Source organism: Curtobacterium sp. MCPF17_003 (genome assembly GCF_003224385.1).
GTDB lineage: Bacteria > Actinomycetota > Actinomycetes > Actinomycetales > Microbacteriaceae > Curtobacterium > Curtobacterium flaccumfaciens.
In genome coordinates this window covers 1-24197 of the sequence record NZ_QKLC01000022.1, presented here as the reverse complement: position 1 = coordinate 24197, position 24197 = coordinate 1, and the positions used below count along the sequence as shown (strand labels likewise).

Sequence of the window (24197 nt, the reverse complement as noted above, 5' to 3'; positions counted from 1 at the left end):
GTGCCGTGCCCTCCGTGCGTCCCGGTCGCCGTGTGCATCCTGGGGACGCGTCAGCGATCGGGTGACAGGATGAGTCGTGTCCGCAACGATCCGCGCCATCGGAACCGCCGTCCCCGAGACGACCCTCGACCAGCCCCGGGTGCGTGACCTCTTCTCCGCCCAACCCGACCTCGGGCGGCTCGGTCAACGGCTCGTCCCGGCCGCGTTCGACGGGTCGGCGGTCGACCAGCGGCACACCGTCCTCGAGGAACTCGACTCCGCACGTGCCGGTGGTGCCTTCCGCGACGACGACGGCACCCTGCGCTCGCCGTCCACCGGCTCCCGTAACGACCGGTACCGCGAACTCGCCCCGCCGCTGTTCGTCGCCGCCGCCCGCGACGCCGTCGAACGCGCCGGCATCGCACCGGAGTCCGTCACGCACCTGGTCACCGTGTCGTGCACCGGGTTCACGCAGCCCGGACCCGACATCGACGTCGTCGAGCAGCTCGGGCTCCCCGGTGGCGTCTTCCGGCACCACATCGGCTTCATGGGGTGCTGCGCCGCGTTCCCCGCGCTCCGGATCGCCGCGGCGTTCGTCGACCAGGACCCGGACGCCGTCGTGCTCGTGGTCTGCGGGGAACTCTGCACCCTGCACGTCCGCGCCTCGAACGACCCCGACCAGATCGTCGCGAACAGCGTCTTCGGCGACGGTGCGGCCGCCGCGGTGGTCGCCCGCGACGGAGCCGGTCTGCGCTTCGACGACTTCACGACGGCCGTGGTGCCCGAGGGAGCGTCCGAGATGGCGTGGAACATCGGGGACGAGGGCTTCGAGATGGTCCTGTCCACCGCCGTGCCGAAGCTCGTCGGCCTGCACGTCCCGAGCGCCGTGCAACCGCTGCTCGACGGCGGGCCCGCCTCGGACGTGCCGGTGTGGGCGGTCCACCCGGGCGGCCGGGCCATCCTCGACCGCACCCAAGAGTCGCTCGGCCTGCCGGACCGTGCGATGGAGTCGAGCCGGCGGGTGCTGCGCGAACACGGCAACATGTCGAGCGCCACCGTGCTCTTCGTGCTGCGCGACGCCGTCGACGCCGGTCTCGAGGACGGCAGCCCCGTCGTCGCGCTCGCCTTCGGCCCCGGCCTCACGGTGGAGAGCGCCCGGCTCACCGCCGTCCGGACCGAGGCGTCGCCGGCCGTCGAACCCGCTCGCGTGCCGGCCGTCGAGCCCGCGCGCGTGCCGGTCGCGACCACGGGCGTGGCGTGAGCCGTCGCACCGGAGACGACCCGGGCCTCCCGTCCGTCGACCTGCGCACCCGCGCGCTCGACCTGACCGAACTGATGGACGACCCGGACTGCGACCCGCGCGCGCTCGCCCGCACGTTCCGGCGTTTCGCCGTCGTGAACGCGCTCGTGAGCGGCTGGCGTGCAGCCTGGCGCTCGCACGTCGTGCCCGCGTTGCCGGCGAACGGCCGTGGGCGGGTGCTCGACCTGGGGTGCGGCGGCGGCGACCTGGCCCGCTCGCTGGTGCGGTGGGCGGCGAGCGACGGCTTCGACCTCGAGGTCGTCGGGGTCGACCCGGACGGACGCGCCATCGCCGCGGCACGACGGTCGTCCCCGACCGGTGTGACGTTCCGGCAGCAGTCGAGCGGTGACCTGGTCGCGGCGGGTGAGCGGTTCGACGTCGTCGTGTCGAACCACGTGCTGCACCACCTGGGCGACGAGGAGCGGCGGGGGTTCCTCGCCGACTCGGAGCAGCTCGCGAGCGGACGCAGCCTGCACTCGGACATCCGGCGGTCGACGGCGGCCTACCGGGCGTACGCGCTCGCGTCGCCGCTCGTGGCGGCGGGGACGTTCATCCGCGTCGACGGCCTGCGGTCGATCCGCCGGAGCTTCACCGTGCCGGAACTCCGCGACGTGCTGCCCGGCGGGTGGCGGGCCGAGGCGGCCGCACCGCACCGGGTGCTCGCGATCCGCGACGCGTGAGCTGGCTGCCCGGACCTTTCGTGCTCAGCGACAGATCACGGGCGTGCGAGTGCGTGAACTGTCGCTGAGCGCGAACGGCCAGCCGGCGGCCCCGCGCGCCACTACGGGCGCAGCAGCACCTTGATGGCCCGGCGCTCGTCCATCGCGCGGTAGGCCTCGGCCGCCTGGTCGAGCGGCAGCTCCAGGTCGAAGACGCGACCGGGGTCGATCGCGCCGGACAGCACGTCGGGCAGCAGCTCGGGGATGTACTTCCGGGCCGGGGCCATGCCGCCCGCGATGGCGATGTTCGTGTCGAACAGGTAGCGCGTGCCGATCGTCGGCACCCCGTGCGGGACCCCGACGAAGCCGACGTTGCCACCGGGGCGCACCGAGTGCAGCGCCTGGTCCATGCTCTCCTCGGTGCCGACGGCCTCGACGGCGCAGTCGGCCAGGTCGCCGCCCAGGAGCTCCCGGACGGCGTCGACGCCCTCGGCGCCACGGGCGGCCACGATGTCGGTCGCGCCGAACTCGCGGGCGAGCGCCTGGCGGTCGGCGTGCCGGCTCATCGCGATGATGCGCTCCGCACCGAGCCGCTTCGAGGCGAGCACGGCGGACAGGCCGACCGCGCCGTCGCCGACCACGACGACGGTCTTGCCGGGGCCGACCGCTGCCGACACGGCGGCGTGGTGGCCCGTCGAGAAGACGTCGGACAGGGTGAGCAGCGACGGCACCAGGGCCGGGTCGACCGGGCCGGGGACGACGACGAGCGTGGCGTCGGCGTCCGGGATCCGCACGTACTCGGCCTGTGCGCCACCGACGGGGTCGCCGTAGGCGTCCGTGCTGCCGAAGCCGGACAGGTGGTCGCAGCCGGTGGTCATGCCGTTGCGGCAGGCCTGGCAGGTGCCGTCGTTCATGGTGAAGGGGGAGATGACGAAGTCGCCCTCGTGCAGGCCGGTGACGTCGTCACCGACGGCGACGACCTCGCCGACGAGCTCGTGGCCGATCGGCCGCGGCCGCTTCGTCTCGGTGACGCCGCGGTACGGCCAGAGGTCCGATCCGCAGACGCAGGCCGCGAGGACCTTGACGACGACGTCCTTGCCGGACAGGAGCCCGGGTCGGTCGCGCTCCTCGACGCGGATGTCGTTCGGGGCGTGGATGATCGCTGCGCGCACGGGCGGGCCTTCCGTCGAGATGATGGGGAACCGGCGCGGTCGACGTCGTCCGGGCCGTCGTCGACAGTACCCTCGTGCGGGTGGACGACGACCGGTACGGCGGCGATGTGCTCTCGGGGGACTGGCGCTCGCGCGGGGTGAAGAAGGTGCGGCAGGTGCCGCTCGAACGGGACATGGTGCTCGAGGACCCGGACTCCGGGTGGGCCGGTGCCGTGGTGGGGCTCGAGGCGGGCAACATCGCGCTCGAGGACTGGAAGGGCCGCACGCGCTCCTTCCCCTTCACCGGGCAGTTCCTGCTCGAGGGTGAGCTGGTGACGCTGGGGCGGCCGTCGGCGCCGGTCGGGCGGTCGGCTGCGGGTGCTGCTGGGGCTGGCCCTGCTGGTACCGCTGGCCGTGCTGGCGCTGCTCGTTCCGTCGGTGCCGTGCATGCGGACTGGAGGCCCGGGGGCGCGCCCGCCGTGCGGCAGGCGTCCGACGGCGGTCGCCTCCGCACCGCGTCCGGATCGTTCGCCGTGGAGTCGCAGCGTGCTCGGGTGACGCTCCCCAGCCGCATCATGGTCGAGGGCAAGCACGACGCGGAACTCGTCGAGAAGGTCTGGGGCGCCGACCTGCGCGTCGAGGGCGTCGTGGTCGAGGAGCTCTCCGGCGTCGACAACCTGGCCGCGGTGCTCGACGAGTTCCAGCCGACGCGGGAGCGTCGGGTCGGGGTGCTCGTCGACCACCTGGTGCCCGGGTCGAAGGAGTCCCGCTTCGCCGACGCCGTGATGCGTGGCAGGTGGGGAGCGCACGTGCTCGTCGTCGGGCACCCGTTCGTCGACGTCTGGCAGTCGGTCAAGCCGGCGCGGGTCGGGCTGCAGGCGTGGCCGACGATCCCGCGCTCGATCGAGTGGAAGGCGGGCATCTGCCAGGCACTCGGCTGGCCGCACGCCGAGCAGGCCGACATCGCCCGGGCGTGGCAGCGGATCCTCGGGCAGGTGCGCACGTTCGCGGACCTCGAGCCGGAGCTGCTCGGCCGTGTCGAGGAGCTGATCGACTTCGTGACGGAACCACAGGCCTGAGAACCGGCGGATTGCCCGACCGGCGCGGTGTGCCGGGGGTGATCCGCGCCTCCAGGCCTACTGTTGAGGGATGGACGGCATCGACGGTCGCGTGCGGGGCGCGGTCGACCTGTGGCTGCGCTGGCTGCCGCGCTGGCAGATCGGTACCGCCCGCCCGCGCACACGCATCTGCCGGAAGTGCACCGGGTCCCCGATCGCCGCGGCCGCCGGGTTCGGACCCGACGTGCCGCACGCCGTCCAGCACGCGCTGATCGGGCGGATCTCGACGATCGTCGAGGACGCCGTCGACGACTACACGGCGAAGAACCTGCCGCTGCTGCAGCGTGAACTCGAGCGGGCGGCGGCCCGGAAGCGGCACGCGGGGTACCAGCCGGCCGAGGGGTTGTCGCCGGAGTTCCAGGGCCTGGACGTGGACCCCGAGCCGTCGCCGGGGTCGCCGTTCCTGTTCACGCTGGGCGAGCTGGCCGGCACCGGTGCGGGAGAGCAGACGCCGCGCGAGCCGTTGTCCGACGAGGCGAAGGCTGCGCTCCGGCACGAGATCGCGCTGTCCGACGAGTGTGCGCGGTCGACCGGTACCGCGGTGTGCCTGGCGCTCATCGACCACCGGCCGCGGATCGCCGAAGCCGTCGAACGGCTCGTGGAGCCGCAGATCGAGGCGCTGGTGTCGGACATGTTCCGCGGGTTCGACGGGCCGGACGAAGGGGCGCGTTCGGGCCTGTTCTGAGCGGTGTTCAGCGCCCGGCGACGGTCGCGTTTCGGTCCGACCGACGTGCGGCAGCGCGCAGGACCAGACGAGCGATCCCGCGCCACCCGAGCAGGAACACCCCGAGCACGATCGTCGCGACGATCACGAACGAGATCGGCAGCGGATTGCCGTCGACGTCTCCCTGACCGGTCGCGACCCGGATCGCCAGTCCGACGAACACCGTGAGCACCCACACCACGACGCCGGTCGGCCAGAAGCGCAGCGGTCGTGACCAGGCGCCGCTCGTGACGTAGGCGATCGCCCACCCGGCCAGGAACGGGTAGACCGTCGTCCACAACGAGAGCACCGAGTTCGATTCACCGTGCGAGGAACGGCCGATGAGTGCGAACAGGACGATCAGCACGATGTCGATCACGGCTGCGAGCCAGCCCCAGGTGCGAAGTGTCACGGCTCCATTCTCGCAGCCGACGAGCCTCGGCCATCGCGCCCGTCGGACCTGTGGAGAGATCGGTTCCGTGCACGGACTGGTCGCACCGACCCGCACGGTACCCCGCTGCCGCGACGATCGATGAATGCGTGCACTTCCACCGTTCCCCACTGCTCCGGACTGTCCCTGGTCTCCGTGGCCCGAACGGGACCACGTCATCGAGTTCGACGGCGAGGTGAAGTACCGCGACCCGTCGATGCGACACGGGGGAACGGCTGCCCATGCCGTGATCGCCGAGAAGCACCGCGAGAACCGGTAGCGGTCGTTCGACGTGGTGCGCGGCGTCGTCCGGCTCGGCTGGAGCGACCTGTGGAACGAGGTCGCGTTCCCGCAGGAGTTGCGCAGGGCCAACGTTCCGATGCGGCGCTGAAGCTCGCACCGTACGAGGTGCTCGGGCGCAGTGTGCGAGGTTCCCACCACCGTCCAGGGCCGCGAGGCCACCACGCTGCGCGGAACCTCGCACCCCGCGGGCACAGCCCGCGCTGCGGCTCTCACCGTTCACGGGGGCGTCACCTGCGGTTCGCCCTGGTCCGGGAACATGCGCGGATGACGACGAGTCCGCCGGTCCCCGTCACGCAGGTGGTCCCGGCCAGCCCGGACGGGAGGCCCGGCGTGCGTCCGCCACACCTCGTCGCCCACCGCGGTGCGCCGCGCGTCCGGCGCGAGAACACCCTGCCCGCCATCGCGGTCGCCGAGGCGCTCGGCGCCGAGGTGATCGAGGTCGACGTCCGTCGCACCGCCGACGGCGTCGCCGTCCTGCTGCACGACGAGACCCTCGGCCGGATGTGGGGCGACGCCCGCCGGGTGTCCGACGTCGACTGGTGCGACGTCGCCCGGCTCGGCAACGGCCTCGACCGGATCCCGCGGCTCGACGGTGCGCTCGAACGGCTCGACGGGTGTCGGTCGACCCTGCTCGTCGACCTGACCGACGCCGAGGACGCCCTGGTCGCCGCCCGCACCGTCGCCGGATTCACCGGCTCCACCGCGGTGGCCTGGTGCGGGGCGCCGGCGGCGATGGCGGCGGTCCGCTCCGTGCTGCCCGACGCCGACGTCTGGCTGGCGTGGGAGTCGCTCGACCCGCCCGTCGCCGCGGACCTCGAGGCGCTCGAGCCGTCGACGCTCAACCTCGACGTCGCGTTCCTCACCCCGCGCACCGTCGAGGTCGCGCACGCCCTGGGCCTGCGCGTCGCGGTCTGGACCATCGACGACGTCGAGCCCGCCGTCTGGGCAGCCCGGCTCGGTGCCGACTCGATCACCACGAACGACGTCGGGTCCATCGGAGCGGCCCTGTCGGCGGCCGAGCGCGACGGCTGGCCCGAGCGCGACCGCGAGCCCACCGAGACCGAGGTCGCCTCGCGCGCCCAGGCCCTGGCCCACCGCATCGCCCACGAGGTCATCGCCTACACGCGCGAACACCCGGTCAGCGAGGTCCACACCAAGGCGAACCCCGCCGACCTGGTCACCGACGTCGACCGCCTGGTGGAGCAGCACGTCCGCTCCCGCGTGCGGATGGTGTTCCCGACGCACGGGTTCACCGGCGAGGAGTACGGCGAGGCCCCCGGCGACCGGCACCGCTGGTTCCTCGACCCGGTCGACGGCACCACCAACCTGGCGAACGGCGTGCCCTGGACCTCGATGTCGCTCTGTCTGACCCGTGGCGGCCGTCCGCTCGTCGGCGTCGTCGCGGACCCCTGGCGCGGCGAGGTGCTCGAGGCCCGACGTGGCCGGGGCGCCACCCTGCGCGACCGCCAGCTCCGACTGGACGACACACCCCGGCCGCTCGCCGGCGCCGTCGTCGGCACCGAGCTCGACGGACACCGCCCGTGGTCGGGGTTCGGGGCGTTCCTCGACGCCCTGGCCGACCGGTCGTGCACGCTCCGGGTCCAGGGATCGGGCACGTTGACGATCGCCCAGGTCGCGGCCGGGCGGGGGATCGGCGGCTGCGTCTCGGCGTTCGACCCGGTCGACCACGGCGCCGCAGTGCTGCTCGTGCACGAGGCCGGGGGCGTCGTGCTGACGCCGTCCGGCCCCGTGGAGGGTTTCCCGCCCGTGGGGGAGCCGCTCCTCGTGGCGCACCCGGGGGCCGCGGACGAGCTGCACGCGGTGTGGACGGCGGCGCTCGCTGCTGGGTGAGCCGCGGCGCTCCCGGCCGACTCTGAGCGGGCGCTCAGTCATCCGACGCCGGGGGTTCGTAGTGTTGCAGTCCACGACGGGTCCGACCGGACCCACCGTGCACCCGAAGGAGCATCGACCATGGGATTCCTCGACCGCCTGCTCGGACGTCCGGAGCGTGACCGATCCGCTGACGGACAGCAGAACCAGTGGGGGCAGCCGCAGCAGCAGCAGGGCTACCGGTACGGCCAGCAGTCCTACCAGCAGCCGGCACCGTCCGCACCGCAGGGCGGCCAGTACGGCGTCCCGCAGTGGGGCGGTGGACCGACGCAGCAGCAGGGCGCGACGACCGACGACGAGCGTGCTGTCGAGCGCTACCGCTACCTGCTCCGCACGGCACCGCCGGAGCGCATCGAAGAGGTCCACGCCGAGGCCTTCGCCAAGCTGACCGACGAGCAGCGCCGCATGGTCTACGACGAGTTCACCCGGACCGCGCCTCCCGGTGAGGCGCCCCGTGGCGACGACCCCCGCTCGCTCGCCCAGTCGGCGACCCGCTCCGAGATCCGCCAGCCGGGGTTCATGGAGCGCTCGCTCGGCGGCGTCGGCGGTGGCGGCGGACGCTTCGGCGGCCAGCGCGGCGGCCCGTCGTTCGGCAGCATGATCGGTGCCTCGATCCTCGGGACGGTGGCCGGCTACGTCATCGGTTCGGCGATCATGAGCGCGTTCCTGCCCGACCCCGGATCGTTCGATGGCGGTACCGACGCTGCGGGTGACGGTGGTTCGGAGGACACTGGTGCTGAATCCGGCGATGCCGGGGCGTCCGACGGCGGCGCATCCGACGGCGGCGGCTTCGACAATGCGGGCTGGGGCGACAGCGGATCCGACTTCGGCGGTGGCTTCAGCGACTTCGGTGGTGGTGACTTCGACGTCTGAGTGACGTCCGTCGCTCCGCCGGACCCCCGGGTACCCACCGTGTCTGACGAAGGAGCGACATGGCCATCATCGAAGCCTCCGGGCTGACCAAGACCTACAAGTCGAAGTCCGGGCCGGTGCACGCGCTGGCCGGACTCGACCTGTCGGTGCCGCAGGGCACCGTGAAGGCACTGCTCGGGCCGAACGGCGCGGGCAAGACCACGGTGGTGAAGGTGCTCACCACCCTCATCACGCCGGACTCGGGCACCGCGACGATCGACGGCATCGACGTGATCGCCGACCCGCAGGCCACTCGGCGGTCCATCGGGGTGTCCGGGCAGTACGCGGCGGTCGACGAGAACCTGACCGGGTTCGAGAACCTCGAGATGATCGGGCGGCTCTACCACCTGGGCCGCAGGACGGCGCGCGATCGTGCCCGCGAGCTCATCGACGTCTTCGACTTGTCCGAGGCGGGGGACCGTCCGGTGAAGGGCTTCTCCGGCGGCATGCGGCGACGCATCGACCTCGCCGGGGCGCTGGTGATGAACCCGCGCGTGCTGTTCCTCGACGAGCCGACGACGGGCCTCGACCCCCGCAGCCGGCTGGCGCTCTGGGGCATCATCGAGGACCTCGTGGCCGAGGGCGCGACGGTGCTCCTCACCACCCAGTACCTGGAAGAAGCCGACCGGCTCGCCGACGACATCGCGGTCATCGACGACGGGGCGGTCATCGCCGAGGGCACCGCGGACCAGCTCAAGGCGCAGGTCGGCGGGCACCGGGTGGTCGTGACCCTGGTCGACGAGGCCGACGGCGACGCGGCGACCACGGTGCTGCTCCGCTACGGGGTCGGCGAGGTCGAGGCCTCGGGCGACGGCCGCACCCGTGCCATCGCGGTGGAGGCCGGTCCGGCAGCCCTGCAGCGCGTGCTCGCCGACCTGGGCGAGGCCGGCATCGACCTCCACGACGCCGGCATGCGACGCCCGACCCTCGACGACGTCTTCCTCCGCCTGACCGGACACGCGGCGACGGACGACGCCGCCGACGAACCCGCGGCCACCAAGCAGAAGGAGACGGCACGATGACCACCACGTCCCTCGCGCCGGGCCGCCAGCTGCCCGTCGTCGTCACCTCGCCGCTCGCCGTCTGGGTCGAGGACGGCTGGACCGTCACCAAGCGGAACCTCATCAAGCTCAAGCGGTCGCCGGACATGCTCGTGTTCGCCGTGCTGCAGCCGATCATGTTCGTGTTGCTGTTCAGCCAGGTGTACGGCGGCGCCATCCAGGTGCAGGGCACCGACTACACGCAGTTCCTGATGGCGGGGATCTTCGCGCAGACCGTGGTGTTCGGCGCGACGTTCTCCGGGTCGGCGATGGCGCAGGACCTGAAGGAAGGGCTGATCGACCGGTTCCGCACGCTGCCGATGTCGGCGTCCGCGGTACTGGTCGGGCGCACCAACTCCGACCTCGTCCTCAACTCGATCTCGATGGCGATCATGATGCTCACCGGCCTGGCGGTCGGGTGGCGGGTGAACTCGTCGCCGCTCGAGTTCCTGGCCGGCATCGCCCTGCTGCTGCTGTTCAGCTACGCGTTCAGCTGGGTCATGGCGCTGCTCGGCATGAGCGTCAAGACGCCCGAGGTCATCAACAACGCCTCGTTCATGATCCTGTTCCCGCTGACGTTCATCTCGAACGCGTTCGTGCCGAGCGACACCCTGCCGCTGGTGCTGCGCGTGTTCGCGGAGTGGAACCCGGTGTCGTCGCTCGTGCAAGCCGCGCGGGAGCTGTTCGGCAACGTCGGGTCCGCGCCGGTGCCGGACATCTGGACGATGCAGCACCCCGTGCTGACGGTGCTGATCGGGATCGCCGTGATGCTCGTGGTCTTCGTCCCGTGGGCGGTCAACAAGTACACCCGCATCAGCGCGAAGTGAGGCCGGCGTGGGCGGTCAACAAGGCTGCGCCATCCCCCCGCATCAGCGCGAAGTGATGCTGGCGTGGGCGCTCAGAGCAGCTTGCGCTGCAGCGCCCACGCGGTCAGCTCGTGCCGGTTCGACAGCTGGAGCTTCCGCAGGACCTTCGACACGTGTGTCTCGACGGTCTTCACCGAGATGAACAGCTCCGTCGCGACCTCCTTGTAGGCGTACCCACGCGCGATGAGCCGCATGACCTCCTGCTCGCGGGCTGACAGGCGGTCCAGCTCGGCGTCGTGCTGCGCCGTCTCGCCGCTGACCGCTCCGAAGGCGTCGAGCACGAAGCCGGCCAGGCGCGGCGAGAACACCGCGTCCCCGTCCGCCACACGGGCCACGGCCTCGGCGACCTCGGCACTCGACGAGCTCTTCGTGATGTACCCGCGGGCGCCGGCGCGGATGACCCGCACCACGTCGTCGGCGGCGTCCGACACGCTCAGCGCGAGGAACCGGGTGTCCGGGTTCTCCGGTGCCGACCGCGTGATCACCTCGGCACCGCCGCCGCCGGCGCCGCCCGGCAGGTGCACGTCGAGCAGGACGACGCGCGGGCGCGTGGCCGCGACGAGCGTCACGGCTTCGTCGACGGTCGCCGCCTCACCCACGACCTGGAGGCCCGGTGGCAGCCCGGCGCGCACGCCGGCTCGGAAGATGGAGTGGTCGTCGACGATCGCGACCGTCAACGGGGCGGGCTCGGTCATGCGTGCTCCTCATCGTGGGCCGCGGGTGCGAGCGGCAGGGTCAGCCGGACCTCGGTGCCGGTGCGGCCCGGCCCCGGCGCGATGGTCGCGTGGCCGCCGAGGCGCTGCATCCGGCCGATGATCGACTCGCGGACGCCGTACCGGCCCGCGGGCACCGAGTCGACGTCGAAGCCCGGGCCGCGGTCGCGGATGCTGAGCTCGACCCGGTCGCCGGCGGTCTCGGCGTACACGCTCACGGTCCCGCCGGCGTGCCGGGCGGCGTTGAGCATCGCCTCGCGGGCGGCGGCGACGAGCCCGTCCGGCAGGTCGCTGCGGGCGGGTCCGACCGCGATGACCTCGATGCGGGCGGGGTACTCGGCCTCGATGTCCACGGCCGCGTCCCGCAGCTGCGTGCCGAGGTCGCGCGCCGGTTCCGCCTGCTCGGTGAAGAGCCAGGACCGCAGCTCGCGCTCCTGCGCTCGCGCCAACCGCGCCGCGTCCGAACCCGGCTCGGCCTTCTGCTGGATGAGGGCGAGGGTCTGCAGCACCGAGTCGTGCAGGTGCGCCGCGAACTCGGCCCGCTCGAGGTCGCGGACGCGGGCGGCGCGTTCCACGGCGAGGTCGCGGACGAGTCGGACCACCCACGGGGCGACGACGACCGCGACCCCGACCAGGACGGCCACCGCGGCGGTGAGGACCGTCCAGACGTTCGGGCGGCTGCTCGTCGTGAAGAACAACAGGATGCCGAGGACGACGAGCACCAGGGCTCCGAGCGCCCGGACGACCAGGGCGGACGACCCGGCGGTGCGGACGTTGCGGAGCGCGTCGAACTGCCGCCAGGCGAGTGCGGCGCCGGTGACGACCACGACGGCGGGCACGACGACCTCGAGGGGGACCGCCGCGCCCATCCGTGCCGCGACGACGGCGCCGGCGGCCACGAGCAGGGCCACGCCGAGCAGGATCTCGACGACCGGGGCGCGCCGGGCGGACGCGGTGGCCTCGTCCTGGTCGACGTCGGCGGCAGGAGTCAGCACGGACTTGAGCGGTGCGCTCCCGGCGGTTGCCCCGGCGGCAGCGCTCGGCACGGTCGCCCAGAGCCAGGCGTAGAGCAGCAGCCCGGCGCCGCCGCAGACCACCAGGACCACGGTGGCGAGTCGGACGGCCCCGACCGGCAGCCCGGTGTGCGCTGCGAACCCGCTGCAGACCCCGCCGACGACCCTGGGGGTCGGGCGCGTCATCGTCGCGGTGGCCATGGGCCAATCCTGGCACCCGGACGGCGGTCGCAGCAGGGTCCGGGGCCGGGATCAGGGACCGGTCAGGGGGAACCCCGATGGTGTCGGCGCAGCACTGCCGGGATGCTGGTGGTCATGACCGATCACCAGCACGACTCCGCTCCCGGCGCCGCCGCCGGCAGCGCCGACTCGACGACCCGGTTCTTCGACTGGGTCCGCGGCCTCGGCATCGCGCGCACCGACGACCGTTGGCTCGCCGGCGTGTGCGGTGCCGTCGCCCGCCGCACCGGGCTCGACCCCCTCGTGGTCCGCGGCGTGACGATCGTCGTCGCGCTGCTGGGCGGGCCGGTCTTCCTCGCCTACGCCGTCGGCTGGGCGCTGCTGCCCGACACCGCCGGACGCATCCACGTCGAACGGATGATCCGCGGGGTCCTCGACCCGGCGCTCATCGCGATCGGCGCGCTCGTGGCACTGACCTTCGTGCCCGCGGCCCGGGGTCTCTGGTGGCAGGGGGTCCCGGACGCCTGGGGCATGCCCGACTGGCTCGAGGCGACCCTGGCCACGGCTTGGAGCATCGTGCTCGTCGGCGGGATCGTGTGGCTCATCGTGGTCCTGGCCCGACGCGGGGTGGACGGTGATCGGACAGCGGGCTCGGGCACGGGCACCGGCACCGACCCGACCGCTGCACCGCGGGGCGACTTCTGGACCAGCCCCGACCAGCCGCGCCCGGCACGAGCCGCGTGGACCGCGGAGGCGACCGGTGCGACGGACGCGGGACGGGCCTCCTGGCAGTGGGACGTGCCGGCGAGCCCCGAGGACCGGCGACGGCGGCACGAGGAGCGGCTGCGCGCGGAACGGGAGCGGACGGCCGAGTGGCGTGCCGTGCGGTCGGAGCGACGCCCCGGGGCGGCGTACGTGGCGGTGTCCCTCGGACTCGCGCTCGTCGCCGGAGCCGGTGTGGCGGTCTGGGCGCAGCAGGCCGGGTGGTCCGTCCCGGTCCTCGGGATCGCGGCCGCGCTCGCGGTGCTGGCGGTCGCGACGATCGCCGCCGGGATCCGCGGCCGTGACGACGGCGTGCTCGGACTGTTCTCGACGGTCGCCGCGGTGGCCCTGGTGGTCACCGGGGTCCTGCCCGCCGGCACCCAGGTCTCGCTCATCGGCGGCACCACGTGGCAGGTCGAACGCGCCGCGTCGGGGACCGAACGGGACTTCGCGATGCTGGCCGGCGGTCCCACGCTGGACCTCCGCGGACTCGAGCCGTCGGCGGTCGGGGGCGACGTGCACCTGTGGTTGGGTGCCGGCGGAGCCGAGGTGCTGCTGCCGACCGACCTGCCGGTGCGGCTCGAGGTGAGCGGTGTCGGCTACGGGATCGACACCGGCGGAGGCGACGACGACGGCGCCGGCGGGGTGCTCCGGACCACCACGCTCGAGAACCGGGCGGCACGCACGGCCGATGCGGACGAGACGACGACGGTGCACCTGTGGGTACTCGGCGGTGGCGTCGAGGTGCCGCGGGCGTTCACGGTCGGCGAGTGAGGAGCGGGACGATGACGACGGACAGCACGACCAACGACAACCCGACGAACGACGGCACGACGAACGACGAGGCGACGGCACCGGTGGCCTCCCCGGTGGCTCCGGACGGGCTCGCCTGCCGACCCCGACGCGGTGGCGCACGCTTCGGCACGATCCTCTGGGGCGTGCTGCTCCTGGTGTTCGCCGGAGCGATGGCCGTGAGTGCGCTGCCGATGTTCTCAGTGGACACCACGACCCTGCTGTTGGCCGCCTGCATCGCCGCCGGTGTGCTGCTGGTCGTGGCGGGGATCGTGGCGGCCCTGTCCCGCACACGGCGCTAGTCGGACCGCTCCGTGCACAGGGCTGTCCGGGTGTGCACGGGGGTCACCCGGACGGCTTAGCATCATCCACGTGACCGCGACAGACGCCGAGCGGGCCGCCCAGCGCGACGCCACCGAGCAGCCCCTCGACCGCAGCACCCGCCTGCGCCGGTGGATGCTGCACGGGGCCGACCAGGGTGCCTCCCACCAGGGCCCGCACCAGGTCGAGGTCGAGAAGACCCACCCGTGGTGGCGGGTCATGTGCCTGACCGGCGTCGACTACTTCTCCACCCTCGGGTACCAACCCGCCATCGCCGCGCTCGCCGCGGGTCTGCTGTCGCCGATCGCGACGATCGTCCTCGTGCTCGTCACGCTGTTCGGGGCGCTGCCGGTCTACCGCCGGATCGCCCACGACAGCTTCCGGGGCGCCGGGTCGATCATGATGCTCGAGAAGCTCCTGCCGTGGTGGGCGGGCAAGCTCCTCGTGCTGGTGTTGCTCGGGTTCGCCGTGACGGACTTCATGATCACGATGACCCTTTCGGCGGCCGACGCCACGGCGCACATCGCCGAGAACCCGTACACGCCGCACTGGTTCACCGAGATCCCGGTGCCGCTCACCCTGGCGCTGCTGCTCCTGCTCGGCATCGTGTTCCTGCGCGGGTTCAAGGAGGCCATCGGCATCGCGGTCGGCCTCGTCGCGGTGTTCCTCGCCCTGAACGCGGTCGTCATCATGGTCTCGCTCTGGCACGTGTTCGAGAACCCGATGGTGGCGAGCGACTGGTGGTCCGGGCTGACGGCACAGCACAGCAACCCGCTCGTGATGGTCGGCATCGCCCTGATCGTGTTCCCGAAGCTCGCGCTCGGGCTCTCCGGCTTCGAGACCGGCGTCGCGGTGATGCCGCAGGTCCGCGGCGACGCCAGCGACGACACCAGCGACCGACCCGAGGGTCGGATCCGCGGCACCAAGCGACTGCTGACCGTCGCGGCGCTCATCATGAGCTCGTTCCTCATCACGTCGTCGATCGTGACGACGTTCCTCATCCCGCAGCACGAGTTCCAGCCGGGCGGTGGTGCGAACGGGCGTGCCCTGGCGTACCTGGCGCACGAGTACATGGGCGGGGTCTTCGGGTCGATCTACGACTTCTCCACCGTCGCCATCCTGTGGTTCGCGGGCGCGAGCGCGATGGCGGGGCTCCTCAACCTGGTGCCGCGGTTCCTGCCCCGCTACGGCATGGCGCCGCAGTGGGCGCGTGCGGTGCGTCCCCTCGTGATCATCTTCACGCTCATCGCGTTCGTCATCACGATCATCTTCCAGGCCGACGTCGACGCCCAGGGCGGCGCCTACGCCACCGGCGTGCTGGTGCTCATCACGAGTGCCGCGGTCGCGGTGACGCTGTCCGCGCGCCGCAAGCAGCAGCGCAAGCGCACCATCGCGTTCGGTGTGATCTCGGTCGTGTTCGTCTACACCACGGTCGCCAACGTCATCGAGCGGCCCGACGGCGTCCGGATCGCCGCGATCTTCATCATCGCGATCGTCGTGGTGTCGCTCGTCTCGCGCGTGCGGCGTTCGTTCGAGCTCCGAGCGTCGTCGATCGAGCTCGACGCGACCGCCCGGCAGTTCGTCGAGGCCGATGCCGACCAGTTCAGTTCGGTCTGCATCATCGCGAACGAACCCGGTGCCGGCACGGCCGAGGCGTACCGGGCGAAGGGGCGCGAGGAACGCCGCGACTCCGGCATCCCGGCCCGCGTGCCGACGATGTTCCTCGAGGTCCTGCCCGCCGACTCCTCCGACTTCGAAGAGGACCTGGTGGTCGAAGGCCACGTCATCCACGGGTTCCGCGTGCTCAAGGTCCGTTCCGGCAACGTCCCGAACACCATCGCGTCGACGCTCCTCGCCATCCGCGACATCGCCGGGGTGGTGCCGAGCATCTACTTCGAGTGGAACGAGGGCAGCCCGATCCGGAACGCCCTGCGCTTCGTGTTCACCGGCGCCGGCGACGTCGCCCCGGTGACGCGCGAAGTCCTGCGCGAAGCGGAACCCGAGGTCAACCGACGGCCGAGCGTCCACGTCTCGTGAGCCGCACACCGGGCGCGGGGCGTGCCTCCAGGCCCGTCGGCGGCCTGGCCGCGATCGCGGTCGCCGCGGCGGTGTGGGGCACCACCGGGACCGCGACGCACTTCGCGCCCGGTGTGCCGGCGTTCGTGTTCGGTGCGGTCACCTTCGGGCTCGGCGGCCTCGTGCTCGCCGCGACCGCGGGCCGGGGCACGCTGCGTGCCGTCACGCAGCGCCGGACCCGCGGCTGGGCACTGCTCGGTGCCGCTTCACTCGTGGTCTACGCGGTCGCCTTCTACGCGGCCCTCGCCGACGCCGGGGTCGCGCTCGGCACGACCCTGGCCATCGGCTCGTCGCCCGTCTTCGCCGGGCTGGTCGAGTGGGTCGCCGACCGCAGCCGCGTCACCCGCCGGTGGGTCCTCGCCACCCTGGTGAGCGTGGTCGGCATGGTCGTCGTCACCCTCGCGCGCTCCGAGCACGACGGCGGCGGGCGGTCGCTCGCGGTCGGCGTCGGCAGCGCCCTGGTCGCCGGGCTGACGTACGCGCTGTACTCGTGGGCGGTGGCGCGGGGGATGCACGCCGCGACGAGCCGGATGCCGATCGCCGTCGGTCGCGCGGAGTCCGACAGCATGCGCGTCGGCGGGGACGTCGGGGTCGCCGCCGCACGGGCTGCCCGCGGGCCGAACGAACGCGGGCTCGTCGGCGCGGTGTTCGGGATGGCCGCGGTGCCGCTCGTCGTGCTCGCCGTGGTGGCGGGCGGGCCGTTCCTGACCGAGTCCGGCAACTGGCCGGTGTTCCTGTACCTGGCGCTGGTGCCGACGGTGATCGGCCACTCGCTGTACGCGCTCGGGCTCCGGACGGTGACGGCGTCGGTCGCGACGCTGCTGTCCCTGCTCGAGCCCGTCGTGGCCGCGGTGCTGGCGGTGCTCGTGGTGGGGGAGCGCCTGGGGCTCGGCGGATGGGCCGGCATCGTGCTGGTGGTGGCCGGGCTGTCCGTGCTGGCGCTGCCCGCGCGGCGCTCCAGCTGACCAGCGGCAGCGCCCGCGCATCAGCCGGACCGGCGCCGCCCCGAGGCCGCCCGTCAGCCCTCCAGGATCTGGTCCCGCACCTTCCGCCGCAGCACCTTGCCGATCATCGAACGCGGCAGGTCCTCGACCACGACGACCCGGCGCGGCACCTTGTACGCCGCCAGGTGCTCGCGCGACCAGGCCCGGAGCGCGGCCCCGTCGAACGTCGCGGGGTCCTTGGGCACGACCGCGGCGACGACCTGCTCGTTGCCGCCCTGCGTGATGCCGACGACCGCGACCTCCTTGACGCTGGGGTGCTTCAGCAGGGTGTCCTCGACCTCGGACGGCGACACGTTGAAGCCGCCGGTGATGATGAGTTCCTTGAGGCGGTCGACGATCCGGACGTACCCGTCGGCGTCGATGGCCACGATGTCGCCGGTGCGGAACCAGCCGTCGGCGGTGAAGACCTCGTCGGTGGCCTCGGCCTTGCCCCAGTAGCCGCGGAACACCTGCGGGCCACGGACCTGCAGTTCGCCGGGCTCGTCGATGCCGAGCACCTTCGTGTCGTCGTCGGGGTCGACCACGCGCGCCTCGGTGGAGGCCAGCGGTAGGCCGATCGATCCGAGTCGACGCTCGGGGGAGACCGGGTTGGCCATCAGGACCGGGGAGCACTCGGACAGGCCGTACCCCTCGACCAGGTAGCCGTCGGTCCGGGCTTCCCACGGCTCGACGATGTCCTGCGACAGCGGCATGGCGCCGGAGATGCCGATCTCGATGCCCTTGAGCGACACCTTCGCCGAGTCGGCCGCGTGCTGCAGCCGGGCGTAGATCGGCGGCACGGCCGGCAGGAACGTCGGCGGGTGGCGCTTGATGGCGGTCAGGACGAGGGCCGGGTCGAACGCGGGGAAGAGCACGAGCCGCGAGGCCATGCTCATCGCGAAGGTCAGGCAGAGCGTCAGGCCGTAGGCGTGGAACATCGGCAGCACCGCGTACACGACGTTGTCGCCGCGGCGGATCTGCGGCACCCACGCGCGGGCCTGGGCGGCGTTCGCCAGCAGGTTCCGGTGGCTCAGGACCGCACCCTTCGGCGTCCCGGTGGTGCCGGACGTGTACTGGATCAGCGCCACGTCGTCGGTGGCCGGTCGCGGGTGCCGCTTCGACAGCTTGCGGGTGTCGGCGAGGTCGTCCCACTTGACCGTGCCACGCACCTTCGCCGTCAGCTTCGCGCGGGACTCGCGGGCCTTCGCGACCGGCAGGGCCAGGGCGAGCCGGGTGCTCCGGGGCATGGCACGGGTGATGTCCACCGAGACGATCGCGTCGAGGTGCACGTCGGCCGGGAAGTCCTGCAGCGTCGCGACGGACTTGTCCCACGCGATGGCGACCTTGGCCCCGTGGTCCTCGAACTGGTGACGGAGCTCGCGTGGCGTGTACAGCGGGTTGTGCTCGACCACGATCGCGCCGAGCCGCAGCACCGCGTAGAACGCCACGATGTGCTGCGGGCAGTTCGGCAGGACGATGGCGACGCGGTCACCCGCTCCCACGCCGAGCTTCCGCAGGCCGTTCGCCGCGCGGAGGATCTGCTCCTCGAGGTCGACGTAGCTCGTCGTGCGCTTGAAGAACTCGAGGGCGACCTGCCTGGGGAACTTCCGGGCCGACTGCTCGACCAGGTCGTACAGGGAACCACTCTGTTCCTCGATGTCGTGCGGGACCCCCGGGGCGTACGAGGCAAGCCAGGGACGAGGCGTGTCGATGCTCACCCGACCCAACCTAGTGGGCGACCCCCGTGCACGCTGGGAGGGCCACTTTGCGCGATGTCACCCCCACGCCCAGGTGACGGACGGAACATGACGACATGTCCGCTGTCTCCGACGTGTTCCGGTCCCGCCTCAACCAGACGTTCACGGGCGGTTCGACCGGTACGGAAGCCTGGATGGACGACCTGGAACACGGAACCGACGCGGGCTTCTTCGGTCCGGGCTCCGCCACGTGGGCGGTGCACGGCGGCAGCCACGGCATCGTCGCCGGCGTGCGGGCACTGCTCGTCCAGGCGCTGCACCCCGGCGCGCTCGCCGGTGTCGCCGACCACTCCCGGTACCGCGAGGACCCGTTCGGTCGCCTCGCGGGCACCAGCCGGTGGATCGCCACCGTCACGTACGGCGACCGGCAGACCGCCCGCAGCGGCAGCGACTGGGTGCTCCGCCTGCACGAGCGGGTCCGTGGCAGTACGTCGACGCGCACGGCACGACCCGCCCCTACGCGGCCAACGACCCGGACCTGGCGCGCTGGGTACACCTCGCCTTCACCGACGCGTTCCTCCGCGCCGCCCAGCGCTGGGGAGGCCCGATCCCCGGGGGCGCCGACGCCTACGTCCGCGAGTGGGCGGAGGCCGGGCGCCTCATGCGCATCGTCGACCCGCCCGAGTCCGAGGCGGAGCTCCGTGCCCAGATGAACGGGTACCTGGACCGCGGCGAACTCCTGGTGGACTCGCGCACCCGGGACGTCGTCCGGTTCATCAAGGACCCGCCGCTGTCCCGCCTGCTGCGACCCGGCTACCGGGCGGTGTTCCAGGGCGCCGTGTCCACGCTCGACCCGCGGCACCGGTCGCTGCTCGGACTCCGAGCGCCGGTCGTCGGCCCGGTGGAGCTGCCGGTCGTGCGGACCACGAAGCTCGTGCTCGACGGGATCGGCGCGGTGCTCGACGACCAGACCGGTTCCGAACGGGCCGCGCGGCGGCGCATCGCGCGGCTGCAGCGCGCTGACGGCAGCGCGGTCGCCTGACCACGGCGGTCACCGCGACAACCGAACGGACGGGAGGCACGGTGCCAGCTGGCACCGTGCCTCCCGTCCGCTCGTGGGGGCGTCAGAAACCCGACGGCACCCGGGGCGTGTAGGCGGACTCGAGTCGCGTGACCTCGTCGTCGGTGAGCGTCAGCGACGCTGCGGCCACCGCGTCGTCGATGTGGTGCTCCTTCGTCGCGCCGACGATGGGCGCGGAGACCGCGGACTTGCCGGCGACCCAAGCCAGGGCGACCTGCGCCATCGGGACGCCGCGCTCGGTGGCGACGGCCTCGACCGCGTCGACGATCGCACGGTTGGCGTCCTCGTCCTGCTTGTAGAGGGTCTTGCCGAACTCGTCGGTCTGCGCACGCGAACCCGACCCGGAGGCGTCCCAGGGGCGGGTGACGCGGCCGCGGGCGAGGGGGCTCCACGGGATCACGCCGACGCCGGTGTGCTCGCAGAAGGGGAGCATCTCGCGCTCCTCCTCGCGTTCGAGCAGGTTGTACTGGTCCTGCATGCTGACGAACTTCGTCCAGCCGTGGCGTTCCGCGGTGTGCTGCATCTCAGCGAACTGCCACGTCCACATGCTGCTCGCGCCGATGTAGCGCGCCTTGCCGGCCTTCACGACGTCGTGCAGGGCCTCCATGGTCTCCTCGACCGGCGTCACCGGGTCGAAGCGGTGGATCTGGTACAGGTCGACGTAGTCCGTGCCCAGCCGGGTCAGGGAGGCGTCGATCTCGTGCATGATCGCCGCGCGGGACAGCCCGGCGCCGTTCCGGCCGGGACGCATCCGGTTGAAGACCTTCGTGAAGACCTGGACGTCCTCGCGCGGAGCCAGCTCGGCCAGGAGCGTGCCGGTGATCTCCTCGCTGCTGCCGTCCGAGTAGACGTTCGCGGTGTCGAAGGTCGTGATGCCGGCCTCGAACGCGCGGCGGACGAACGGGCGGGCCTCGTCGATGCCGACGCTCCAGGCGTGTGAGCCCCGGTCCGGGTCGCCGTACGACATCATGCCGAGGACGACGCTGCTGATCTCGAGCCCCGAGTTGCCGAGGCGCTTCGTGTCGGTGGTCATGCAGTCACTCTGGCATCGCGGCCTGTGACGGCCAGCAGGCGGACCTGGAGCGGGGAGTCCTCGGTGACGTCGACCGGGGGTGCGTAGAGGCCGGTGGCGGCGAGGTCCTCGATCTGCGGCTCGAAGTACTCCCACACGGCGCGGACGAGCTCGTCGGGCAGGGACTCCTCGGCGCCGGTCGCCCGGGCGAGGTCCCACGTGTGGATCGTGATGTCGCTCGTCTGCTCGGTGAGGTACTGCGCGGCGGGCACGACGTCGGTGCTGAGGTGCACGGGGGTGTCCTGCGGGGCGTTCCGCCAGGCGTCGGTCGCGGCGGTGGCGAAACGGTGCCACTCGGCCACCAGGTCGTCGCCGATCGGCTCGAGGTCGGCCTGGGCCTGGGCGTAGTCGCACCCGGTCAGGAGCTTCGGGATCCAGCGCTGCTCGTCGACGACGTGGGCGACGAGGTCGCGGGTGGTCCACTCGGAGTCGGGGGTGGGGGCGTCCCAGTCGGTGACGGCGGCGACGCGGCGGCCGAACTCGGCTGCCGCGAGGGCCTGCATCGCGATCCAGTCGGTGGCCATGGTGGTGCTCCTGTTCGTCGTGCGGGCGTGTGCTCTCGGTGCAACTCGGGGTCCGGAGTGCGGATTCCCCTCGCTGCTGTCGTACAGGCCAACGTTACGCGGGGGCGGCGCGTGGCCGTCGCTCTTCCGCTCGTTCCCGCTGTCTCCCTTGCCCTTGCCCTTGCGCCTGCCCTTGCCCCTGCGCCTGCCCCTGCCCCTGCGCCTGCCTGCGCTGCCCCTGCCCTACCCTGCCCTGCGCTGCGCTGCGCTTCCTCGTGCCTTCTTGCGCGAGCGGGCGAAATGCCGCACTTGTCGCCGCCGTGTCCCGGGCATTCCGCCCGCTCGGCCGCGCTTCCGATCTCGGCCGGTGTCGCTCGCACCCTCCGCTCAAGTCCTTGCGCGAGCGGGCGAAATGTCCGGCGCGCCACGGGGACCGGCCTGGTGTTTCGCCCGCTCGTGGCGTGGGGGTGGGCGTGGGCGCGGGTGTGATTGCGGCGATCGGTGTCGACTTCGGTGCCGGCATCGGCGAGCGGGCGGAATGCCTGACGAACCAGGACGAAGCTCCGGGTATTTCGCCCGCTCGTGGTCGGGGGACCGGCGCGGGCAACGGAGAACGCCCCGACTCCGTGTGGAGTCGGGGCGTTCTTCTCGGGTTCGGGGAGTGCCGCTCGGTGCCCTCAGTCAGGCGTCGAGTCAGAGGTGGCTCAGGCCGCCTGGAGGACGAACTGGACGTCGAGGTTGATCGTGACGTCGTTGCCGAGCGTGAAGCCGCCGGCCTCGAGCGCCGCGTTCCAGTTCACACCGAACTCGGTGCGGTCGATCTTCGTGGTTGCCTCGGCGCCGAACTTGACCTGGCCGTAGCCGTCCGTGGTGAACCCGCCGAGCTCGGCCTTGAGGACGACCGGCTTGGTGACGCCGCGCAGGGTCAGGTCGCCCGCGATGTGCAGGTCGTCGCCCTTCGCCTCGATGCTCGTGGAACGGAAGGTCAGCTGCGGGTGCTCCTCGGTCAGGAAGAAGTCGCTCGTCTTGAGGTGCTGGTCGCGCTGCTCCTGGCCGGTGTTGATCGACGCGACGTCGATGTTGGCCTCGACGGTCGACTCGAGCGGGTTCTCGGCGGTGACGACGGTGGCGTCGAAGGTCTCGAACTTGCCCTTGACCTTGCTGATGGCGAGGTGGCGGACCGAGAAGGTGACCTCGGAGTGGGTCGGGTCGATCTTCCAGGTGCCGGTCTTGTAGCCGGGAACGGTGTCAGCGGTGAGCGTCATGGTGGTCCTTCTTCCGAACGAGAGTCTGCGGTGCGACGCACTCCATGCGCCTGCATCGAGTTGATACTACGACAGTGTGCACGGTTTTGGTTGAAGCGTCAACCATTGTTCACCCAAGTGTCGCAAACCGCGTGTCGTGGGCTCCTCTGGCGCCGGCTTCGAGCAGCCGACGGATGCGGTGCACGAAACGCTCGACCCCGTGATCGAGGTCGTCTGCTGTTGCTCTGACGAGCCACCAGTCGACGTCCTTGAGGTGCTCGCCGCGCGTGAGGTCCTTTCGGAAGCTGGCTGGATCGGTGCGGTGCAGATCGCTCTCGTACTCGATCGCGACCCTGGCATCGGGGTAGGCGAGGTCCACACATGCGATCCACCGCCCGTCGACGACGACATCGTGGTTGAGCGCCGGTTCCGGGAGTCCGCGGCGGACGAGTGCCAGCCGTGTCCGGGTTTCTCCGGGAGACCGAGATCCCCTCCGGATCTCATCGAGCGCGAGGCGGAGCTTCACGATGCCGCGGATGCCGCGTCGTCGTCGGACGGCCTGGGCGAGTTCGTCGAGTGTCGTCCAGCCGAGCCACCCCACGAGCGCATCGCCCGCGACGATGAGTTCGTCGAGTGTCAGCATCGAGCCCAGTGCGACGAACGTATCGGCCGGAGTGGTCAGTGGCACTCCTCGTGCGATCGTCGCGCGGACTGACCCGTACCGGGCCCGGTGGCCGACCGCGCCGCGAACTCGGAGCGCTTGGTCGGTCCCGATCGTCGTGACGTGCAACCGCTGGTCGCGTTCGAGGCGACGGGGCAGCGGGACGCCGATGATCGCTGCTGCAGTGACATGGCTGAACACCTGATCGGGGCGGAGCCGAGGAGCGAGTGCTCTCGCACGGTCATCCACGGACTCCGGTGGGAACGCTGATCGGATGCCGTGGAACGGGCGGATGAGATCGCGAGCGTCGAGTCGGCCACGCGAAACGCCGCGGTGCAGCGCATCGCGTACTCGGAACGAAGCGTCGCGGAGTGCCATCGGGAGTCGCCGTCTCGCGGTCATCTCCACAGCGTGACGGCGAGCCGGTCTTGCGGACGGGAGTCGGGCCTCCTTTGTGGACGGCTGGCCCGCTCTCGCCGCTGTGGAGGGACGGTTGCTTCCGCGAGCGGGCGAAACGCCGTGCTTGCCGCCTGACCGAACGGCGGTGTTTCGCCCGTTCGCGCGGCCCGCTCGCCGACAGCTCGGGACCCGCTGCTCGGGACCCGCTGCTCGGGACCCGCTGCGCGGAAGCCGCCGCCGGGGTCGCGCCCGAGGCGAGCAGGCGAGCGGGCGAGCGGGCGACATGTCCGGGTGTGCCGTCGGGAGCACTCTGGCATGTCTCTTATACACATCTCCGAGCCCACGAGAC

At 72.2% G+C, this 24197-nt stretch carries 23 protein-coding genes; 14 read left to right on the top strand and 9 right to left on the bottom strand.

Annotated features, from left to right (window positions below):
• Nucleotides 1-76 precede the first annotated feature (76 nt).
• Nucleotides 77-1240 (top strand): type III polyketide synthase, encoded by a 1164-nt coding sequence (locus DEJ30_RS16265; RefSeq protein ID WP_110862724.1) that lies wholly within the window; start codon nucleotides 77-79, stop codon nucleotides 1238-1240.
• A complete protein-coding gene (locus DEJ30_RS16260; RefSeq protein ID WP_110862723.1) occupies nucleotides 1237-1959 on the top strand; it encodes a methyltransferase domain-containing protein in 723 nt (240 codons plus the stop codon). The genes DEJ30_RS16265 and DEJ30_RS16260 overlap by 4 nt, the downstream gene beginning before the upstream one ends.
• A gap of 101 nt (nucleotides 1960-2060) precedes the next feature.
• Here DEJ30_RS16260 and DEJ30_RS16255 read toward each other — a convergent pair whose 3' ends face one another.
• Nucleotides 2061-3110, bottom strand: a complete 1050-nt coding sequence (locus DEJ30_RS16255) for a zinc-dependent alcohol dehydrogenase family protein (RefSeq protein ID WP_110862722.1) — start codon at nucleotides 3108-3110, stop codon at nucleotides 2061-2063.
• Between the two features lie 80 nt (nucleotides 3111-3190).
• On the opposite strand from DEJ30_RS16255, the gene DEJ30_RS16250 reads away from it, so the two are divergent.
• Entirely contained in the window at nucleotides 3191-4168 is a 978-nt protein-coding gene (locus tag DEJ30_RS16250; protein WP_110862721.1) for a DUF3097 family protein, read from the top strand.
• 70 nt (nucleotides 4169-4238) lie between these two features.
• Entirely contained in the window at nucleotides 4239-4892 is a 654-nt protein-coding gene (locus tag DEJ30_RS16245; RefSeq protein ID WP_110862720.1) for a spermidine/putrescine ABC transporter substrate-binding protein, read from the top strand.
• Between the two features lie 7 nt (nucleotides 4893-4899).
• Here DEJ30_RS16245 and DEJ30_RS16240 read toward each other — a convergent pair whose 3' ends face one another.
• The gene (locus tag DEJ30_RS16240) at nucleotides 4900-5322 is read right to left on the bottom strand and encodes a DUF3054 domain-containing protein (protein WP_111192599.1); all 423 of its coding nucleotides are present in this window, start codon (nucleotides 5320-5322) and stop codon (nucleotides 4900-4902) included.
• A gap of 585 nt (nucleotides 5323-5907) precedes the next feature.
• Between DEJ30_RS16240 and DEJ30_RS16230 the strand changes: the two genes are divergently transcribed.
• From DEJ30_RS16230 to DEJ30_RS16215, 4 genes are all read left to right on the top strand, one after another.
• Nucleotides 5908-7494 (top strand): inositol monophosphatase family protein, encoded by a 1587-nt coding sequence (locus DEJ30_RS16230; RefSeq protein WP_181420187.1) that lies wholly within the window; start codon nucleotides 5908-5910, stop codon nucleotides 7492-7494.
• A 120-nt stretch (nucleotides 7495-7614) separates the two neighbouring features.
• Entirely contained in the window at nucleotides 7615-8406 is a 792-nt protein-coding gene (locus DEJ30_RS16225; protein ID WP_110862718.1) for a hypothetical protein, read from the top strand.
• 59 nt (nucleotides 8407-8465) lie between these two features.
• Nucleotides 8466-9467, top strand: a complete 1002-nt coding sequence (locus DEJ30_RS16220) for an ATP-binding cassette domain-containing protein (protein WP_110862717.1) — start codon at nucleotides 8466-8468, stop codon at nucleotides 9465-9467.
• Nucleotides 9464-10312: an ABC transporter permease gene (locus tag DEJ30_RS16215; RefSeq protein WP_051596514.1), complete on the top strand. Its 849-nt coding sequence runs from the start codon at nucleotides 9464-9466 to the stop codon at nucleotides 10310-10312. Before DEJ30_RS16220 ends, DEJ30_RS16215 begins: the two co-directional genes overlap by 4 nt.
• Nucleotides 10313-10383: 71 nt before the next feature.
• Here DEJ30_RS16215 and DEJ30_RS16210 read toward each other — a convergent pair whose 3' ends face one another.
• Nucleotides 10384-11046, bottom strand: coding sequence for a response regulator transcription factor (locus tag DEJ30_RS16210; protein ID WP_110862716.1), 663 nt, complete (start codon nucleotides 11044-11046; stop codon nucleotides 10384-10386).
• Entirely contained in the window at nucleotides 11043-12278 is a 1236-nt protein-coding gene (locus DEJ30_RS16205) for an ATP-binding protein (RefSeq protein WP_110862715.1), read from the bottom strand. Before DEJ30_RS16205 ends, DEJ30_RS16210 begins: the two co-directional genes overlap by 4 nt.
• 114 nt (nucleotides 12279-12392) lie before the next feature.
• Here DEJ30_RS16205 and DEJ30_RS16200 point away from each other — a divergent pair, with 114 nt between their 5' ends.
• The 4 genes from DEJ30_RS16200 (at nucleotide 12393) to DEJ30_RS16185 (ending at nucleotide 17173) form a co-directional block, all read left to right on the top strand.
• Nucleotides 12393-13793 carry a PspC domain-containing protein gene (locus tag DEJ30_RS16200; RefSeq protein ID WP_181420186.1) on the top strand — a complete coding sequence of 467 codons (1401 nt, stop codon included), beginning with the start codon at nucleotides 12393-12395 and terminating at the stop codon, nucleotides 13791-13793.
• Nucleotides 13794-13804: 11 nt separating this feature from the next.
• On the top strand, nucleotides 13805-14113 hold the full coding sequence (locus DEJ30_RS16195; RefSeq protein ID WP_110862713.1) for a hypothetical protein: 309 nt from the start codon (nucleotides 13805-13807) through the stop codon (nucleotides 14111-14113).
• Nucleotides 14114-14267: 154 nt separating this feature from the next.
• Entirely contained in the window at nucleotides 14268-16169 is a 1902-nt protein-coding gene (locus DEJ30_RS16190) for an amino acid transporter (RefSeq protein ID WP_258370021.1), read from the top strand.
• On the top strand, nucleotides 16166-17173 hold the full coding sequence (locus DEJ30_RS16185; RefSeq protein WP_220032976.1) for a DMT family transporter: 1008 nt from the start codon (nucleotides 16166-16168) through the stop codon (nucleotides 17171-17173). Before DEJ30_RS16190 ends, DEJ30_RS16185 begins: the two co-directional genes overlap by 4 nt.
• Nucleotides 17174-17226: 53 nt before the next feature.
• Here DEJ30_RS16185 and DEJ30_RS16180 read toward each other — a convergent pair whose 3' ends face one another.
• Nucleotides 17227-18909 carry a long-chain-fatty-acid--CoA ligase gene (locus DEJ30_RS16180; RefSeq protein WP_110862711.1) on the bottom strand — a complete coding sequence of 561 codons (1683 nt, stop codon included), beginning with the start codon at nucleotides 18907-18909 and terminating at the stop codon, nucleotides 17227-17229.
• A gap of 95 nt (nucleotides 18910-19004) precedes the next feature.
• Here DEJ30_RS16180 and DEJ30_RS18690 point away from each other — a divergent pair, with 95 nt between their 5' ends.
• Entirely contained in the window at nucleotides 19005-19601 is a 597-nt protein-coding gene (locus DEJ30_RS18690; protein ID WP_375231885.1) for an oxygenase MpaB family protein, read from the top strand.
• Complete coding sequence (locus tag DEJ30_RS16175) at nucleotides 19496-19930, top strand: oxygenase MpaB family protein (RefSeq protein WP_375231886.1); 435 nt, start codon at nucleotides 19496-19498, stop codon at nucleotides 19928-19930. The genes DEJ30_RS18690 and DEJ30_RS16175 overlap by 106 nt, the downstream gene beginning before the upstream one ends.
• Nucleotides 19931-20012: 82 nt before the next feature.
• On the opposite strand, the gene DEJ30_RS16170 is transcribed toward DEJ30_RS16175, so the two are convergent.
• The 4 genes from DEJ30_RS16170 to DEJ30_RS16150 all read right to left on the bottom strand — a co-directional run bounded on the left by DEJ30_RS16170 (nucleotide 20013) and on the right by DEJ30_RS16150 (nucleotide 23827).
• A complete protein-coding gene (locus tag DEJ30_RS16170; protein WP_110862709.1) occupies nucleotides 20013-21002 on the bottom strand; it encodes an aldo/keto reductase in 990 nt (329 codons plus the stop codon).
• The gene (locus DEJ30_RS16165) at nucleotides 20999-21565 is read right to left on the bottom strand and encodes a TIGR03086 family metal-binding protein (RefSeq protein ID WP_071246600.1); all 567 of its coding nucleotides are present in this window, start codon (nucleotides 21563-21565) and stop codon (nucleotides 20999-21001) included. Before DEJ30_RS16165 ends, DEJ30_RS16170 begins: the two co-directional genes overlap by 4 nt.
• Nucleotides 21566-22248: 683 nt before the next feature.
• Nucleotides 22249-22809 carry a YceI family protein gene (locus tag DEJ30_RS16155; protein WP_027464630.1) on the bottom strand — a complete coding sequence of 187 codons (561 nt, stop codon included), beginning with the start codon at nucleotides 22807-22809 and terminating at the stop codon, nucleotides 22249-22251.
• Between the two features lie 109 nt (nucleotides 22810-22918).
• Complete coding sequence (locus tag DEJ30_RS16150) at nucleotides 22919-23827, bottom strand: hypothetical protein (RefSeq protein WP_146238630.1); 909 nt, start codon at nucleotides 23825-23827, stop codon at nucleotides 22919-22921.
• Between the last annotated feature and the right edge of the window lie 370 nt (nucleotides 23828-24197).